This window comes from Rhizobium bangladeshense (genome assembly GCF_017357245.1).
Lineage (GTDB): Bacteria > Pseudomonadota > Alphaproteobacteria > Rhizobiales > Rhizobiaceae > Rhizobium > Rhizobium bangladeshense.
This window is the reverse complement of sequence record NZ_CP071616.1, coordinates 238,141-254,001: the sequence shown is the minus strand read 5'-3', so window position 1 is coordinate 254,001 and position 15,861 is coordinate 238,141. Positions and strand designations below refer to the sequence as shown.

At 61.2% G+C, this 15,861-nt stretch carries 18 protein-coding genes; 6 read left to right on the top strand and 12 right to left on the bottom strand.

The window, feature by feature from the left end; all coding sequences use genetic code 11:
- Positions 1–5 precede the first annotated feature (5 nt).
- The 4 genes from J2J98_RS28975 to J2J98_RS28960 form a co-directional block, all read right to left on the bottom strand.
- Entirely contained in the window at positions 6–890 is an 885-nt protein-coding gene (locus J2J98_RS28975; RefSeq protein WP_138395997.1) for a carbohydrate ABC transporter permease, read from the bottom strand.
- A complete protein-coding gene (locus J2J98_RS28970; protein ID WP_138395996.1) occupies positions 890–1,777 on the bottom strand; it encodes a carbohydrate ABC transporter permease in 888 nt (295 codons plus the stop codon). Before J2J98_RS28970 ends, J2J98_RS28975 begins: the two co-directional genes overlap by 1 nt.
- Positions 1,778–1,879: 102 nt before the next feature.
- Positions 1,880–3,112 (bottom strand): ABC transporter substrate-binding protein, encoded by a 1,233-nt coding sequence (locus J2J98_RS28965; RefSeq protein ID WP_138395995.1) that lies wholly within the window; start codon positions 3,110–3,112, stop codon positions 1,880–1,882.
- A gap of 57 nt (positions 3,113–3,169) precedes the next feature.
- Positions 3,170–4,123 carry a sugar phosphate isomerase/epimerase family protein gene (locus tag J2J98_RS28960; RefSeq protein WP_138396086.1) on the bottom strand — a complete coding sequence of 318 codons (954 nt, stop codon included), beginning with the start codon at positions 4,121–4,123 and terminating at the stop codon, positions 3,170–3,172.
- A gap of 218 nt (positions 4,124–4,341) precedes the next feature.
- On the opposite strand from J2J98_RS28960, the gene J2J98_RS28955 reads away from it, so the two are divergent.
- Complete coding sequence (locus J2J98_RS28955; protein ID WP_138395994.1) at positions 4,342–5,412, top strand: LacI family DNA-binding transcriptional regulator; 1,071 nt, start codon at positions 4,342–4,344, stop codon at positions 5,410–5,412.
- Positions 5,413–5,499: 87 nt separating this feature from the next.
- Here J2J98_RS28955 and J2J98_RS28950 read toward each other — a convergent pair whose 3' ends face one another.
- Entirely contained in the window at positions 5,500–5,922 is a 423-nt protein-coding gene (locus tag J2J98_RS28950) for a type II toxin-antitoxin system VapC family toxin (protein WP_207604049.1), read from the bottom strand.
- Positions 5,919–6,173, bottom strand: coding sequence for a type II toxin-antitoxin system Phd/YefM family antitoxin (locus J2J98_RS28945; RefSeq protein ID WP_207604048.1), 255 nt, complete (start codon positions 6,171–6,173; stop codon positions 5,919–5,921). The genes J2J98_RS28950 and J2J98_RS28945 overlap by 4 nt, the downstream gene beginning before the upstream one ends.
- Positions 6,174–6,533: 360 nt before the next feature.
- Between J2J98_RS28945 and J2J98_RS28940 the strand changes: the two genes are divergently transcribed.
- From J2J98_RS28940 to J2J98_RS28920, 5 genes are all read left to right on the top strand, one after another.
- Positions 6,534–7,319, top strand: a complete 786-nt coding sequence (locus J2J98_RS28940; protein WP_064709312.1) for an IclR family transcriptional regulator — start codon at positions 6,534–6,536, stop codon at positions 7,317–7,319.
- 337 nt (positions 7,320–7,656) lie between these two features.
- Positions 7,657–9,009: an LLM class flavin-dependent oxidoreductase gene (locus J2J98_RS28935; RefSeq protein WP_207604047.1), complete on the top strand. Its 1,353-nt coding sequence runs from the start codon at positions 7,657–7,659 to the stop codon at positions 9,007–9,009.
- Between the two features lie 10 nt (positions 9,010–9,019).
- Positions 9,020–9,871 (top strand): ABC transporter permease, encoded by an 852-nt coding sequence (locus J2J98_RS28930; RefSeq protein WP_207604046.1) that lies wholly within the window; start codon positions 9,020–9,022, stop codon positions 9,869–9,871.
- A gap of 38 nt (positions 9,872–9,909) precedes the next feature.
- Positions 9,910–10,893 carry an ABC transporter substrate-binding protein gene (locus J2J98_RS28925; RefSeq protein ID WP_064712939.1) on the top strand — a complete coding sequence of 328 codons (984 nt, stop codon included), beginning with the start codon at positions 9,910–9,912 and terminating at the stop codon, positions 10,891–10,893.
- A 9-nt stretch (positions 10,894–10,902) separates the two neighbouring features.
- The gene (locus tag J2J98_RS28920; RefSeq protein ID WP_138395988.1) at positions 10,903–11,673 is read left to right on the top strand and encodes an ABC transporter ATP-binding protein; all 771 of its coding nucleotides are present in this window, start codon (positions 10,903–10,905) and stop codon (positions 11,671–11,673) included.
- Positions 11,674–11,749: 76 nt separating this feature from the next.
- Here J2J98_RS28920 and J2J98_RS28915 read toward each other — a convergent pair whose 3' ends face one another.
- The 6 genes from J2J98_RS28915 to J2J98_RS28890 all read right to left on the bottom strand — a co-directional run bounded on the left by J2J98_RS28915 (position 11,750) and on the right by J2J98_RS28890 (position 15,833).
- Entirely contained in the window at positions 11,750–12,172 is a 423-nt protein-coding gene (locus J2J98_RS28915; RefSeq protein ID WP_207604045.1) for a type II toxin-antitoxin system VapC family toxin, read from the bottom strand.
- Complete coding sequence (locus tag J2J98_RS28910; RefSeq protein ID WP_064709306.1) at positions 12,169–12,435, bottom strand: type II toxin-antitoxin system Phd/YefM family antitoxin; 267 nt, start codon at positions 12,433–12,435, stop codon at positions 12,169–12,171. The genes J2J98_RS28915 and J2J98_RS28910 overlap by 4 nt, the downstream gene beginning before the upstream one ends.
- A 198-nt stretch (positions 12,436–12,633) precedes the next feature.
- The gene (locus J2J98_RS28905; protein ID WP_207604044.1) at positions 12,634–13,542 is read right to left on the bottom strand and encodes a homocysteine S-methyltransferase family protein; all 909 of its coding nucleotides are present in this window, start codon (positions 13,540–13,542) and stop codon (positions 12,634–12,636) included.
- A 76-nt stretch (positions 13,543–13,618) separates the two neighbouring features.
- Positions 13,619–14,308: an ABC transporter permease gene (locus J2J98_RS28900; protein WP_207604043.1), complete on the bottom strand. Its 690-nt coding sequence runs from the start codon at positions 14,306–14,308 to the stop codon at positions 13,619–13,621.
- 13 nt (positions 14,309–14,321) lie between these two features.
- On the bottom strand, positions 14,322–15,047 hold the full coding sequence (locus J2J98_RS28895; protein ID WP_207604042.1) for an ABC transporter permease: 726 nt from the start codon (positions 15,045–15,047) through the stop codon (positions 14,322–14,324).
- 12 nt (positions 15,048–15,059) lie between these two features.
- Complete coding sequence (locus J2J98_RS28890; protein WP_207604041.1) at positions 15,060–15,833, bottom strand: transporter substrate-binding domain-containing protein; 774 nt, start codon at positions 15,831–15,833, stop codon at positions 15,060–15,062.
- Positions 15,834–15,861 lie beyond the last annotated feature (28 nt).

The following is a 15,861-nucleotide window of genomic DNA, read 5'->3' as shown; positions in this document are numbered from 1 at the left end:
ATGAGTTACCCCTTGACTGCGCCGGCGGCGATGCCGCGCACGAACCAGCGGCCGGACAGGAAATAGATGGCGAGCGGGACGATGGCGGTCAGGATCGTCGCCGCCATGTTCACGTTGTAGGTGCGCTCGCCCATCGTGGTGTTGACGATGTTGTTGAGCTGTACGGTCATCGGCAGATTGTCTCGGCCGGCGAAGACGAGGCCGAGGAGAAAGTCGTTCCAGATGCCGGTGAACTGCAACATGGAGACGACGACGACCATCGGCAGGGCGATCGGCAGCATGATCTCGAAGAAGATGCGCCAGAAGCCGGCGCCGTCGACGCGCGCGGCCTTGCAGAGCTCCTCCGGCACGCTGACGAAATAGTTGCGGAAGAGCAGCGTCACCAACGGCAGTCCGAAGATGACATGGACGAGAATGATGCCGGCGAGTGAATTGTAGAGACCGATATTCGCCATGGCGCGGACCATCGGATAGAGGAAAATCTGATAGGGGATCAGACCACCGGTCATGAGAAGGCCGAAGAGCGCATTTGCCCCACGCGGCCGCCAGAGCGACAGCGCATAGCCGTTGACGGCGCCGATGAAGACCGAGAGCGCGACGGAGGGAATGGTGATCGCCACCGAATTCCAGAAGCCGCTGCGAATGCCGACGCAGACAGTGCCCATGCAGGCACCCGACCAGGCGGTCACCCAGGCGGAGAAATCGAGCGTGGCAGGCAGGGCAAAGATCTGCCCGAGCCGGATTTCGTCCATACTCTTCAGCGAAGTGACGACCATCGTATAGAGCGGCAGAAGGAAGAAAAGCGCAGCGCCGACCAGGAAGGCATAAAGGCCTATGCGTCCCGCCGTGATCCGTGCGGGCTTCGGGCCATTCGGATGAGGCTGGTTCATCACGCCGCTCCCTTTGCCTGGTTGCGCATGTGCATCGCGTAACGGAATGGTGCAACTGCGATGATGACGCCGAGGACGAGCACTGTTGCGCCTGCTGTGGCAAGGCCGAGGTTCTGGCGCCCGAACAGATTGTCCATGATGAATTTCGCCGGCACTTCGGTCGCATTGCCCGGGCCACCATTGGTCATGGCGACGACGATGTCGTAGGTCTTGATCACGCCCATGGCGAGCAGCATGCCGGCAGCGGCGAGCGCCGGCCCGAGCTGGGGCAGAATGATGGAGACATAGATGCGCCAGACGGGAATGCCGTCGATACGCGCCGCCTTCCATTGCTCGGCTTCGATGCCGCGTATGCCGGCAAGCGCGATCACCATGACGAGCCCCGCGCCCTGCCAGACGCCGGCGAGCACCAGCGCGTAGATCGCCATATCGCGATTGACCACCCAGTCGAGCACGAAGCCTTCCCAGCCGAGCGAACGCACGCTTGCCTGTATGCCGAGTGTGGGATTGAGCATCCATTGCCAGATCAGCCCCGTCACCACGAAGGACATGGCATAGGGATAGAGGAAGATCGTCCTGAAGGCGCTTTCGAAGCGGATCTTGCGGTCCAGTGCTGCGGCCAGCAGGAAGCCGAGCACCAGACAGCCGGCCACATAAAGGACGCCGAAGACCAAGACGTTTTGCAGCGAGGCGAGCCATTTGGCGGAGGCGAAGAGCTTCGAATACTGTGCAAGGCCGACGTAGGTCGAGGACGGAAAGAGTGTGGAATTGGTGAAGGACAGCCGGATCGACCAGGCCATGGTGCCGACGAAGACCACGACCGCGGCAAACCATGTCGGCAAGAGAGCGATGGTCGCGGAAAGATTACGCTTGCGTTTGACGGACATCGGCCAGCTCTTTGACGGATGGAAAGCGGAACACCCGCCGCCTAGCATGCGGCGGCCGGCAGCCGTGGCGGTCGGGATCGAGCCGACGCCACGGGTACGATCCTACTCGAAGATGGCGAAGAAGTTTTCGGCAGCGGAGCCGGCGTCGTTCGAGCCGCCGCTCCAGTATTCGTCGACGAAATCATCGAGCGCGCCGACCTGCTGCGGCGTGAGCACGATCGCCTGATCCGGCACGATGGCGCCGGTGCTCATCATCTCGAGGCCCTTCTGGGCGCAGGCATCGAGTTTCGACTTGTCGACATCCGAGCGCATCGGAACCGAGCCCTTCTTGAGGGCGAATTCGAGCTGGACGTTCGGGTCCATGACGACCTCGGCGAGAAGCTTCTGCGCCTTGTCGGTCGCGGCATTGCCGGTCTTAGGGAACCACAGGGCGTCGGCGATGTAGACCATGCCTTTGGATTCAGGTGCGAACATGCAGCCATAATCCTTGCCCGGCTCCTGGCCGGCGGCTGTGAATTCGCCCTTGGCCCAATCGCCCATGAACTGCACGCCGGCCTTGTCGGTAATCAGCATGGCGGTTGCGTCGTTCCAGTTGCGGCCGGCCGCACCTGCATCGACATAGCCGCGCAGCTTGCCGAGGATTTCGAGCGTCTTCTTCACGCCCTCGACGGAGGCGTCGCTATTGTCCTTGTCGGCATAGATCTTCAGGAAGCCGTCGGTCCCGACCTGGGAGAGCAGAATCATGTTGAAGACCTTGGTCTGCTGCCAGGGCTGGCCGCCCCAGGCAATCGGGATGATGCCGGCGGCCTTGAGCTTGTCGAGATCGGTGAAAAACTCGTCCCAGCTCTTCGGTTCCTGAGCAATACCCGCCTTGCTGAAGGCTTCCTTGGAATAGAAGACCCAGCTTTCGCCATGAGCACCTGTTGGAGCGAGATAGACCTTGCCGTCATAGGAAATTAGATCATGGATCGATTTCGGCAGGGCATCCGTCCACTTGCCCGCAGCGGCCACGTCGTCGATGGGATTGAACAGGCCCTGGCTGACGAAATCGGCGGCGGCAAGACCGATGACGCCCTGTTTGGCGCCGGGCGCGTCACCAGCAACGATACGGTTCTGAAAAGCCGCATCGGCCGCGCCGAAACCGGCGATCGAGGAGTCCTTCCAGACGCCGCCGCGTTTTTCGAATTCCGTCTTGATGACGTTGAGGGCCGCGGCTTCGCCGCCCGACGTCCAGGACGACATGATCTCGATCGTCGGTTTGTCCTCGGCATGCGCCGGGACGAAGGAACCGGCGAAAGCCACGCCGGCAAGAAAAAGCTTCATCATGGTCTTCATTGTTCCACCTCTTGAAAATGCCCTCTTGCCGGGGCGTTTGTCGTTCTCGGAATAATGTCAGCGATAGATCGGCAGGAGCGCCTGCCGCACGAGCGTGAGCCCGTTGGCGATGTCGCGGACGGGATCCGGCGCGGCATCGAGTTCGAGGATCGCCCAGCCTTCGTAGGCCCGGTCGCGTAGCAGTCGGATCCAGGCCGGCCAGTCAACCCGTCCGAGGCCGAAGCCGCAGAAATAGGGCTGGTGGCGTTCGTGGATGTGCTTGTCGATCGGCGTGTCGGCAGGCATCGGGCCGACCGCATCCTTCCAATGGGCGATGATCATGCGCTCGTGATGACGGTCGACGAGCTGGACGGGGTCGGAACCGGCAACGATGATATGAGCCGTGTCGGGGCACATGTGAACATAGGCCGGATCGGTCAAAAGCATCAGCAGGTCGACATCGCGCGCGGCGGCAAACATCGAATGCGCCTCGGTGTGCAGCGCAAGCCGCACACCCTTGGCATAAAGGGTCCCGCCGAGCCGGTTCAAGAAATCTGCGATCGTCTTGGCACGGTCGAAATCATGGAACTGCACCGGCTGAGCGCCGAGCGTCTGGCGAAGCGGCGCACCGATCACCATGATGTCGCTGCCGCAGGATTTCAGGAAATCGGCATAGCGTTCCGCCTTGTCGATCAATGCGCGCTGCGCCTCGGGATCGGCAAAGTCACCGGCCGCCTCCAGTTCCGCGAAGAAGCCGCTGCAGAGCGTCAGGCCGCGCCTTGCCAGTTCGCCGGCAAAGGCATCGATGGAACCATAGGTCTTGATAGCGTCCTGCCAGTTGAAGGGAGAAAAGGTCAGTTCGACGCCTGTCACGCCGGAAGCCTGGACGCTGTCGAGGATCTTGTCCCAGAAGACGCGCGGCTGAGCCCGCGCATGGTCGACGATCGCATCGTGGCTGCCGACGCCCCAGAAGCCGGGATGAAAGAATGTCACGAGATCGACGCCGAAACGCAGCCTGTTGCCAGCCATAATCTGTCCATTTCTCGAGGCATGACCTACCCGCGTGCGGAACGAGAGCCCCACATTCAATAAGCCATGGATTTCAACACATTAAGGAATGGCAATCGTTTGCCATGCCTAGATGATAATCAAGCTGGTTTTTTAAGCAAGCGATTTTTGGCAAACGTTTGCTATAAATCGTCGCTTGCCTTAGAGTTGCAAATCGAAACATCCGGGAGAAAGACATAAGGGTGAATAAAAACAAGGATGTGATGGGAGATGAGCAGTCGGGTGCCTTGATGGCCGACGTCGCGCGGCTTGCCGGCGTTGCGATCTCGACCGTCAGCCGGGCGCTTGCCAATCCCGGTCGGGTCAACGAGAAGACCCGCGCAAAGATCAATGCGGCCGCCAAGCAGCTCGGCTACACTCCGAATGCGATGGCGCGCGGTCTCAGGGTCGGCAAGTCAAATACGATCATGATCATCTTGCCCGGATCGCCTTACTACGGCGCATCGCAGATCATCCCGCAGGTTCTCCAGAGCATCAACAAATCCCTGATCCAGGAGGGATACAATTTGATGATCGCCAATCTCGATCGTGAGGAAGCCTCCGAACGGCACATCCTCAATCTTGCCTTTGGTGGAACGGTGCGGGGCGCCATCATCTTCTCGTCGAAACTTCCCGAGGTCGACGGGCGCTCTCCAGCCGGCGCAGGGCTGCCAATCGTCTCGATGCTGTTCGACATGAGCGATGCCGGGGTGCCGAGCGTCGTGACCAACGATCGGGAAGCGATCAGAGACGCAACGACGGAACTGATCCGCCTGGGCCACCGGCGATTCCTCTATATCGCCGGCCCGAGGGGCAACTATCATGATGTCGAGCGCTATGCCGGCGTCCTCGAGGCGCTTTGGGCAGGGGGACTTTCCGAGGAGGCCGTGTCCATATCCGGCGGAGACCTCGAATATCAGCACGGTTTCGAGACCGGCATTCGCGCGGTCGACGATTTCATGAAGCTCGATGCTCGGCCGACGGCCGTCATCGCGACGAGCGACGACATGGCGATCTCCTTCATGAGCCGCATTCAGCGTGCAGGCCTCGCCGTACCGGGTGACCTCTCCATCGTCTCCTTCGACGGCTCTCCCGTCTGCGAGTTCTGCTCTCCGCCGCTCTCGACGATCAAGCAGCCGGTGGAAGAGATGGGGCGCGCGGCGGTGGATCTGCTGCTCGACGCCATTGATCAGCGGCAAAAGATGGCGGAGGTCCGCACCGTCATTCCGAGCGAGCTTATTCTGCGGGAGAGCATTGGCACTCCGAAAAGCTGACGGGGACGGAGCGAGCCGCACGTCCCGCAAAAAACGGACGCCGTCAATGAATGCTGCAACTTGCATCCAGTCAGGCGCCCGCGGTGCCTAGCCCTGCCAGGGATCGACAATAACGACCCCGGTGCCGTCGAAATCTCTCACGTTTCGCGTGACCACGGTGAGATTGTGAACAAGTGCGGTCGCGGCAATCAACGCATCTGCCTCGTTGCGCCGGTCAGGAATATGCAGATGCGCGCAGCGCGTTGCGATGGCTTCATCGATCGGCAGTATCCGGCCGGCGAACTGCGGACGTACGTGGTCATCAAGCCATTTACGCAGGCGTGAACCTTGCGCTGCATCTCGTCGCTGGACAGCAAGCACGCCCCGTTCCAATTCGAGAATGGTGATTGCGGAGAGATAGAAGTCCGAAGCATTTGCCGTGTTGATCCAAGCTACGACTTCAGGATCAGCCTTACCATCACCAATTTTGCGCAGTTCGAAAATGACGTACGTATCCAGCAGGTAGCTCAAAACAGATCAACTCCGCGGATTTTGATCTCGACGCGCGGCGGCATGAAATCGATTTCCGACAGGCCTGTCATGGAAAGCCCGTCGACGAGGCTCTGGCGCCTGCCGGAAAGACGCTCAAATTCCTCATATGTCAGAAGTACATGGGAAGGCTTGCCCCGGTCAGTGATAATGACCGGCCCTTTTCTAGCGGCTTTTTTCGCATTGCTGACATCGTGGTTGAGCTCACGGCTGGAAAGTGTCGTAATTGTCATGGCACACTCCATGTAGGTATTTACCTACATATATCACCGTCAGCGGTGAGAACAAGCACTGGGCCGCCGGAGTGGAGGGGTTGGAAATCTCCCGCCCGGACGCACAGCTTCGCATCGTTATCTCAGGGGAGGGGGAGGGTAGGAGGTGTGCTGCTTCATCTATCCGGTGACGCTTGCCATCTGTTTTTGTCCAATATATTGTACATCTGATCTATATAGCGGACGAGGTAATCCTATGCCAATTTTTCAGCCTCGCAGAGGGGTGAAAGGATTTTCGTTTGCTGGGAATTACAGGATCGGTTGACAGATGCACCAGAGGGTTTGAAAAGCTTGGCCGAACAGAAATTGGGATCGACAGCAATGGACGCAATTCAGGACGAAGCAATCGGCAAGCGTGCCCGAGGGCTCGACCGCGCCTTCGAAATCCTCGATTTCCTGCGCCAGAAACGGCAGGCTTTGAAGCCGAATGAAATCGCCGCGCAGATCGGCGCGCCGCGCTCATCCGTCTACGAGCTCGTCAACCTGCTGCTGAGCAATGGCATTCTGGAATTCACGGGCGGCGAGGGGCGCGTCTACCTCGGCCGTAAGCTCTATTTCCTCGGCGCCGCCTATGAAAACCATTTCGATTTCACCCGCGAATGCGAGGCCGCGCTGGAACAGCTCGCCGACGAAACGCGGGAGACGGCGCAGTTCTGCATGCTGGACGGAAACAAATATACGGTCGTGCGCATGCGCGAAGGCGCGCGGCCATTCCGCATTTCGACGGATATCGGCCAGTCGGTGCCAATCCCGTGGACGGCCTCCGGACGCTTGCTGGTCGCCCATCTGTCGGATCAGGAAATCCTAAACTTCATTCCATCGCAGGATTTTCGTTTGCCGAACGGCGAATGGCTCGATCCGCAAAGCTTCATCGTCGAGGTCCGCCAGGCCGAACGCGAAGGTGTCTTCACGTTCAACAGCATCGTCGACAGCTTTACCCACTGTTTTGCCGTGCCGGTGCGGGGCGAGGAGGGTCATGCGGCCGCAACGCTCTGCCTGGTCACGCCGCGCGACGACGGCATCGCGAACCGCGAACGCTACCTCGATTGCCTCAAGAAGGCCGCCGCCGGCTTGGAGCATGCCCCGGCCCGGCCCAAACGAGGCTGACACCCCGGACGCGAACACGTATTAATCGCGGGCCTGACTTCCTGCGGAAGCCGCACCGCGCTGCGTGCTTACTTTAATAATAGCACTCTCGCGCTGGTTCTGTGCCGCGTGCAGGTCGAAGAGCCGTCGCAGGACGAGCCATGTGCTGTTGTGCGCTCCAATGTTGATTTCGGGATTCAGTCCAATCCCGCAAATCTATTCACCCTTCTCCCGAAACTACGGAATGAAGTTTCTCTATTAAATTTATAGAGTACGTATTCTGATGTCCTCAGCGACAGATATTTCTGCCTTGCTCTTCGGCAAGGCCGGCTGTCGCCGGCGAACGGAGAGGACGCAGATGACGCGGAAAATCAGACTTGGGGCATTTCTTCCCGGCGGTGGACAGCATGTTGCATCGTGGCGGCATCCCGACCAGCCGGTCGACGGCGCGACCAGTTTCGAGTTTCACAAGCAGCTCGCACTGACGGCGGAGCGCGGCCTGTTCGATGCCTACTTCCTGGCCGATGGATTGGCGGTCGGTTTCGGCGGAGCGCGTGAAGGCGGTAACGCCCGGGTGGCCGGCTTCGAGCCGGTCACCCTGTTCTCCGCCCTTGCGCCCCTCACCACCAATCTCGGCTTTATAGCGACCTCCTCGACCACCTATGAGGAGCCTTATACGACCGCCCGCAAGTTCGCCTCGCTGGATCTGATTTCGGGAGGCCGTGCCGGCTGGAACGTCGTCACCACAACGGGCGACCTCACGGCGCAGAATTTCAACCGCGAAACGCAGCTGCCGCATGCCGAGCGATATCGCCGCGCCGCTGAGCATGTCGACGTCGTCCGCCAACTCTGGGAAAGCTTCGAGGATGACGCGTTCATACGCGACAAGAAGACCGGCGTCTTCTTCGATCCGGCGAAGCTGCATGACACTGACCACCGCGGGGAGCATTTCAGCGTGCGCGGTCCGCTCAACGTCTCGCGCTCGCCGCAGGGGCACCCCGTTATCGTGCAGGCAGGACAGTCGGAAGACGGACGCGGGCTCGCCGCCGCGACGGCTGAGGTCATCTTCACCGCCCACCAGCATATCGAAACCGCCCAGGAGTTCTATCGGGATATCAAGGCGCGCGCCCGCAGCCTCGGCCGCAACCCCGATCATATCCTGGTCATGCCCGGCGTATCTGCCTTCGTCGGCCGGACCGAGGCCGAGGCACGCGAGAAGTATGATCGCCTGACCTCGCTCATCCTTGAAGAAGACGGGATCGGCCTCCTCAACGGCCTGACCGGCGGTACGCTCGACCTGCACGGTTACGATCTCGACGGGCCTCTTCCCCCGGCACCGCCGACGGAAGGCATGAAGAGCCGCCAGGCCCTCATCCGCCAGATCGCAGACGAAAACAACTTCACCATCCGCCAACTCTATCAGTGGATCGCATCGGCTCGCGGTCACTACACGATCGTCGGCACGGCCGAGCAGATCGCCGATACGCTGCAGACATGGTTCGAAAACGAAGCGGCCGACGGCTTCAACATTTTGCCGCCCTGGCTGCCGACGGCGCTCGACGACTTTGTCGATCTCGTTATTCCGGAACTCCAGCGCCGCGGACTGTTCCGCACGGCCTATGAAGGCAAGACGCTCCGGGAAAACCTCGGCCTGCCTTTCCCGACAAACCGCTGGACTGCCGGACGCGCCGTCCTTGAGGCAGCGGAGTGAGGAGAAATCCATGGCCTACGAAATCAATCAAGCTCTTCCGAGAAGCTTCGGCCGGTTGAGAAGCAGCAAAAGCAATAGTTCCCCTCTCGCCTCCCATGTGCGCGGAGTGCTTGCAGCGTTTCTGCCGCGCTACGGTCTGCTCATCAGCTTCCTCGTGCTGTGGCAAGTGTCGAGCACCCGAGGCTGGGTCAATCCCGCCGTCTTCCCACCCTTGAATGTGATCCTGTCGGCGCTGTGGACCAATCTTGCCAGTGGCGCCTTGCTCGATGACATCGCCATCAGCTTGCAGCGATCCGGAACCGCTTTCGCCTTTGCCGTCACTGTCGGTATTCCGCTCGGCCTGTTCATGGGCCAGTTTCGCTTGGTTGAACAGGCGCTCGACCCGATCCTGCAGCTCTTCCGCCAGACCTCGGCGCTGGCGCTCTATCCAGTCTTCATCCTGCTGCTCGGGCTCGGTGAAACCTCCAAGATATTCGTCATCTTCTGGGCGACGCTGTTTCCGGTGCTGCTCTCCACGATCGGCGGCGTCAAGGAAGTGGACAAGAAGCTCATCGAGATGGCGCGCACCTATGGCGCCGGGCCGCTCACCGTCTTCCGCCGTGTCATTTTGCCGGCCTCCGTCCCGGCGATTTTCGTCGGCTTGCGTCTTTCGGCGACGACTGCGCTTCTGCTGCTGATCGCTGCCGAGATGATCGGCGCCAACAAGGGCATCGGCTTCCAGGTGATGAACGCCCAGTACAATTTCCAGATCCCGCTGATGTTTGCGGCGATCCTGCTGCTCGCCTTTCTGGGGCTTGCCGCCAATGCGCTGCTCGTTCTCCTGCAGCGCCGTCTCTGCCGCTGGTCTCAGCCGAGCACCTGACTGCTTCCATCGATTTTCCTCATCCGAAAGGACACCCCATGACATACCATCTCCGCAATCTTCTCCTGCCGGCCGTGATCGCTCTCGGTCTCGCCGCGCCGGCCGCAGCCACCGACGCGGTGAAGCTGCGCTATCTCGCAAGCCAAGGGGGCCTTGCCGCCCACGAGCTCGCCGCCGAACTTGGATATTTCGACGACACGGGCATCACCCTGGAGAATGTCGGCTATGCCCATGGCGGCCCGGCCTCCCTCATCGCCCTGGCGTCGGGCGATGTCGAGATCGGCAGCGCCGCCACCTCCGCCGTCCTCAATTCGATCATCGGCGGCAATGATTTCGTCGCCGCCTATCCCTCGAACGGCATCAATGACGAGGTTCAGTCGACCTTCTTCGTACTGGAAGACAGCCCGATCAAAACAATCAAGGACATTGCCGGCAAGAGCATCGCGGTCAATACACTCGGTGCGCATCTCGACTATACAATCCGCGAGGCCCTGCATTCAGTCGGCCTGCCGAGCGACTCCGCCAACCAGGTCGTCGTTCCCGGACCCCAGCTCGAGCAGGTGCTGCGCTCCAAGCAGGTCGATATCGCCGCCTTTGGCTATTGGCAGACGACCTTCGAGGGTGCGGCGCTGAAGAACGGGGGGCTGCGCCCGGTTTTCGATGATACCGACGTGCTCGGCGACATCGCCGGCGGCTTCGTGGTCCTGCGCCGCGATTTCATCAAGCAACACCCGGAAGCCTCGAAAATCTTTGTCGAGCAGTCGGCACGCGCGCTCGACTATGCCCGTGAGCATCCTGAGGACACCAAGAAGATCCTGGCCAAAGCGCTCGCCGAGCGCGGCGAAAACCCGGATATCGCGCAATATTTCCGCGGCTACGGCGTGCGCGCCGGCGGTCTCCCGGTCGAGCGCGACATCCAGTTCTGGATCGACGTCCTGGTTCGCGAGGGCAAGCTGAAGCAAGGCCAGCTCGCGGCCAAGGATATTCTCTTTACCGCCGACGCCAAGCCGGCAAGCAATTGAGGAGCCGCGATGAGCGTCGCTGAGGACATTCGCCGCGGAGAGGTGACCATCCGTCACCTCTCCAAATCCTACAGGCTGAACGGCACACCGCTGCAGGTTCTCAAAGATATCAATCTCCACGTCCGCTCCGGCGAAAGCCTCGCCATCGTCGGCGCCAGCGGATCGGGCAAGACGACCCTGCTCAGGGTTCTCGCGGGGCTGGAAGAGTCCGACACCGGAGAAGTGCTCGTCGACGGTAAGGTGATGCGAGGCGTCGGCGCCGAGCGCGCCGTCATCTTCCAGGAGCCGCGCCTTCTTCCCTGGCTTACCGTGCTCGACAATGTCGCCTTCGGACTGAAAACAAGAGGTCTCTCTCACGAGCAGGCGAGGGACCGAGCCCGCCGATATGTCAAGCTCGTCGGTCTGCAGCAATTCGAAGCGGCCTATCCCCGGCAACTCTCCGGCGGCATGGCGCAGCGCGTCGGCATCGCTCGCGCGCTCGCCGTCCAGCCCGAGATCCTATTGCTCGACGAACCGCTCGGCGCTCTCGACGCGATGACCAAGATCGGCATGCAGCAGGAGCTCGCGCGGATCTGGCGCGATGAGGATGTGACGACCATTCTCGTCACGCACGATCTCGAGGAGGCGATTTATCTCGCCGACCGGATCCTGATCCTGCCCCGGGAAAAAGGAAGCGAGCCGCGCCTGATCGAAATCGATCTGCCGCGTCCCCGCGATCGCAGCGCTCCGGAATTCGTCCGGCACCGCGAGGAACTGCTGCACCTGTTTGGGCTGCATTGACGGCTGCGGAGGCGGGCGGCCTGTGCCGTCCGCCTCTACCCGCTGACGGGTATCAATCTCGCGGATCAGCAGCGTTTCACCCGACCCATGGATCGACGAGCTCGATCCCAAAACCTTCGAAATCCCCGGTGTTGCGCGTCGCAAGGGTGAGATCGTGAGCAATCGCGGTCGCGGCGATCAGGCCGTCCATCGACGAAAGGCCGCGGCCGTTCCGCTTTGCGTGGCCCATCAGATCTCCCCAAGCCAAGGCCACCGCTTCGTCCACTGGGATGATGCGCCGCTCGAAACGCTGCGGCAGATCGCGGGCAAGCCAATCGGCCAGCACGTCACGTTTTCGTCCATTGTCCATCAGGGTGACACCGCGCCGGATTTCTGCGACCGACACGACGCTGATGAAGGAGCGATCCTCGTCGAGCCCACCCAGCCACCCCAGGACGCGCACATCGGGGTTCGGCTTCGTGACCTCAGACAGGACGTTGGTGTCCAGCAGAAGTCTCACAATCCGCTATCGCGCGGTTCGTCGCGTTGACGCTCGAGATCCAGATCGGCTCCACGCAGCGGTGACTCCATCAGAAATTCGGCCAGCGTCCCCTTGCGGGCGATCTTCCGTTGCCATTCCTCCGCAGAGACGACGACCACGCTCGGCTTGCCGTTGCGTGTAATAGTCTGCGGCGCGGATTGCGCGCGTTCGATCACTTCGGAAAGCTTCGCCTTTGCGCTGGCGACGGTCCAGCTTTCGTCGCCTTGCCGTGATGACTGCATGGCCCACCTCCTGACCAGAATGACTACTGTGACTATAAGCGGTGAATGGGTGAACGGCAAGCTTCGCGAAAGAAATGACAGACGGCCGTCGGCGAAGGCGGAATGAGCGACTTGCGCCATGATCACATGAATATGCTCGAAACAATCAAGGGCTGAGCGGCGGCAACGGGGGCCGTTACCCGCGGCCAAGATGTCACTTCAGCGGGAAAGCGTCTTCGTCAGGCGATGAATATGGGCGGCGCCGATGCCGCAGCAGCCGCCGATGATCGTCGCGCCAGCTTCGGCCCACGAGCAGGCGAAGCGCGAATAGGCATCGTCATCCAGATCGTCGCGGGTGCCATGCAGGCCTTCATTGGCGGCCTGCTCGCCAGTTTCCCCTTCGAAGGCGTTGGCGTAGACGCCGATTTCAATCTGAGTATTTCTCTCCCGGAACACCCGTGCCGCCGTGTCAACCGCGCCCCGCATGACCTCGGGCTTGCTGCAATTGAACAGGAAAGCCGCCGCACCCGACGAAACCGCCCAGGACGCCGCGTCCTCGACGCTTTCGCCGGAGCGGAGTTTCGGCGCGCCGCCCCTGAGCGCAGCCTCGTCATCCGCCAGCGTGAACGAAATCCAGAACGGCTTGCCCGATGCCGCCACCGCCTTGCGGACGGCTTCGCCTTCGGCAATCAGGCTCAAAGTCTCACCGAGCCATAGGTCGACGAAAGGAGCGAGGTTTTCGACCAGCACCTCCAGATAATCCTGCACCTGGGCGGGCTGAAAATTCTGCGGCTCATACGAGCCGAAGATCGGCGGCAGCGAACCGGCGACCTGCACCTTCCGGCCGGTGACGCCCTCGGCGGCCTCGCGCGCCAGGCGACCGGCAAGACGGATGAGCGCTGGCCCCTCCTGCCGAAAGCGGTGTTCGCCGATATGGAAGGGCACGAGCGCATAGCTGTTCGTCGTGATGATCTCGGAGCCGGCGGCGATGAATTCCTGGTGCACTTCGCGCACGATCTCCGGCGAATTCATCAGCGCCAGCGCCGACCATTCGGGCTGCTTCAGTTCGGCGCCCAGCCGCAGAAGCTCGCGGCTCATGCCGCCATCGAGAATTCGCGTTGTGCTCATGAGGTAGTCTCCATTCAGGCTGTCGCGCCATTGGCGGCGGCGGGCTTTCAATACAAAGTGGCGAGCTTTTCTTGGCCTAGCGGCGAACCGGCACCTGCGCTTCGAGACCTCGAAAGACGCGTGCGATCACTGCGGTCAGAGCAAGATAGAAGAGGGTGACGACGATGAGCGGTTCGTAGACGAGCAGCGTGTCCTGGCGAACCTTGTTGGCAACGGCGTAGAGATCCATCACCGTCACCGTGAAGGCAAGCGGGGTGGCCTTGAGCTGCATGACGATCTCCCCGGCAATGGTCGGAAGGGCGATGCGAATGGCGCGTGGCAGCCAGATGCGGCGGATGAGTTTCCAGGGCGAGAGCCCGAAGGCCCGACCGGCCTCGAGCTCGCCCTTGGGAACGGCAAGCAGGGCACCGCGCAGCACCTCGGCCTCATAGGCCGCGTAATTCAGCGTGAAGCTGACGGAAGCGAAGAAAAAGCCCTCGCGCAGAACCGGCCACAACAGGCTCTGGCGGATGCCGGGGATCATGGGCAGCAGCGAGCCGACCCCATAATAGAGGAGCCAAAGCTGGATCAGCAGCGGCGTGCCGCGGAAGAAAGTGCAGTAGCCGCGGGCAAGGAGCTTGGTAATCCTGCCTCCGCTGACCTGCGCGAAAGCAAGGCCTATGGCGATGACGAAGCCGAACGTGACGGAGATCACCAGCAGCGACACTGTCTGCCAGGCACCCGTCAGGAGAAGCGCCCAATAGGAAGAGATCCAGGTAAAATTCATGAGTGCGGTCTCTTCAGGCAAGGCGCGGCTGTCCCCGCCGCACCCGACTTTCGATCAGCTTGAAGGCGACGTTGGAAACAAGGGTGATGGCGAGGTAGAGAAGAGCCGAAGCGAGGAAAAAGACGAAGTAGTGCTTGGTGCTCGCCCCGGCGAGCCGGGTGGCGAGCGCCAGTTCCTGGTAGCCGACGACCGCGACGAGCGCGCTGTCCTTGGTCACCGACATCCACAGGTTGGCAAGGCCCGGCAGCGCGTTCGGCAACAGCGCCGGCAAGAGGACGCGACGGAAGCGGAGCACCGGGCCCATGCCGAAAGCCTTGGCGGCCTCGATCTGGCCGAGGGGAATGGCAAGGATCGCACCGCGCAGCACCTCGGTCATATAGGCGCCCTGCACGAAACCCAGAACGGCGACGCCCGCGACGAAGCCGTTCACCTCGACCGGCGGCAGGTCCAGCGCAGCCAGCAGCCGGTTGACGCCATCGGTGCCGGCATAATAGAGCCCGACGATCAGGATCAGCTCGGGAACGGCGCGAATGACTGTCGTATAGAGATCGATCAGCAGGCGGAGCACAGGGTTGCCGGAAAGCTTTCCAAGCGCGCCGCCCGTGCCGAGCAGCAGACCGACGGCGAAGGCGCAGGCCGAGATGGCGACCGTGGAGACCGCACCTGCCAAGAGAACGCCGCCCCATCCCGGAGGAGAGGGGGAAAGGAGGTCCAGAATTCCTTGCTGCGCGGTCGCCATTATCAGGACTGCTTACTTCGCGCCGTAAATATCGAAGTCGAAGTATTTCTTGGTAACCGCGTCGTACTGACCGTTGGCGCGCACTGCCGCGATTGCCTTGTTCAGCTTGGCTTTCAATTCGGTATCTTCCTTGCGCAGGCCGCCTGAAACGCCGGCTCCGAGGATCTCCTTGTCGTCGGTGACATCTCCCATGTTGGCGCAGCAATCCTTTCCGGCATCGCTTTTCAGGAAGGCGTCAAGCGCCAGCGAATCGCCAAAGACATAGTCGATGCGGCCGGAAGAAAGGTCCTGAAAAGCCTCGTCGAGCGTCTGGTAGGTCTTTTCCTCGGCGACGGCGGCAAAATACTTCTTGTAATATTCCGACTGGATGGTCGACACCTGGATGCCGATAGTCTTGCCCTTCACGTCCTCTGCCGTGGCGCCTGGCTTCAGGTCCTTGGGGCCGATCAGGGTGCTCGGCGTGTTGTAATATTTGTCGGTGAAGTCGATCACCTTCGAACGTTCGGCAGTGTTCGACATCGACGACCAGATCACGTCGAACTTCTTGCTCTCAAGAGCCGGAATGAGGCCGTCCCAGGAGATCTCGACGATCGAGCACTTCTCCTTCATCTCTTCGCAGACGGCATTCATCAGATCGATTTCCCATCCCTGCCACTGGCCCGAAGCGTCCTTGGCAAAGAAGGGCGGATAAGATTCATTCATGACGCCGAAGCGGACGTCGGCCTGTGCCGCGACGGCGGAAAGCGCTAATGCGACGCCGGCGAAAAGCGTGGGGAGCAGTTTCATTCGCAGGGTTCTCCTGGTTCGTGTTGTG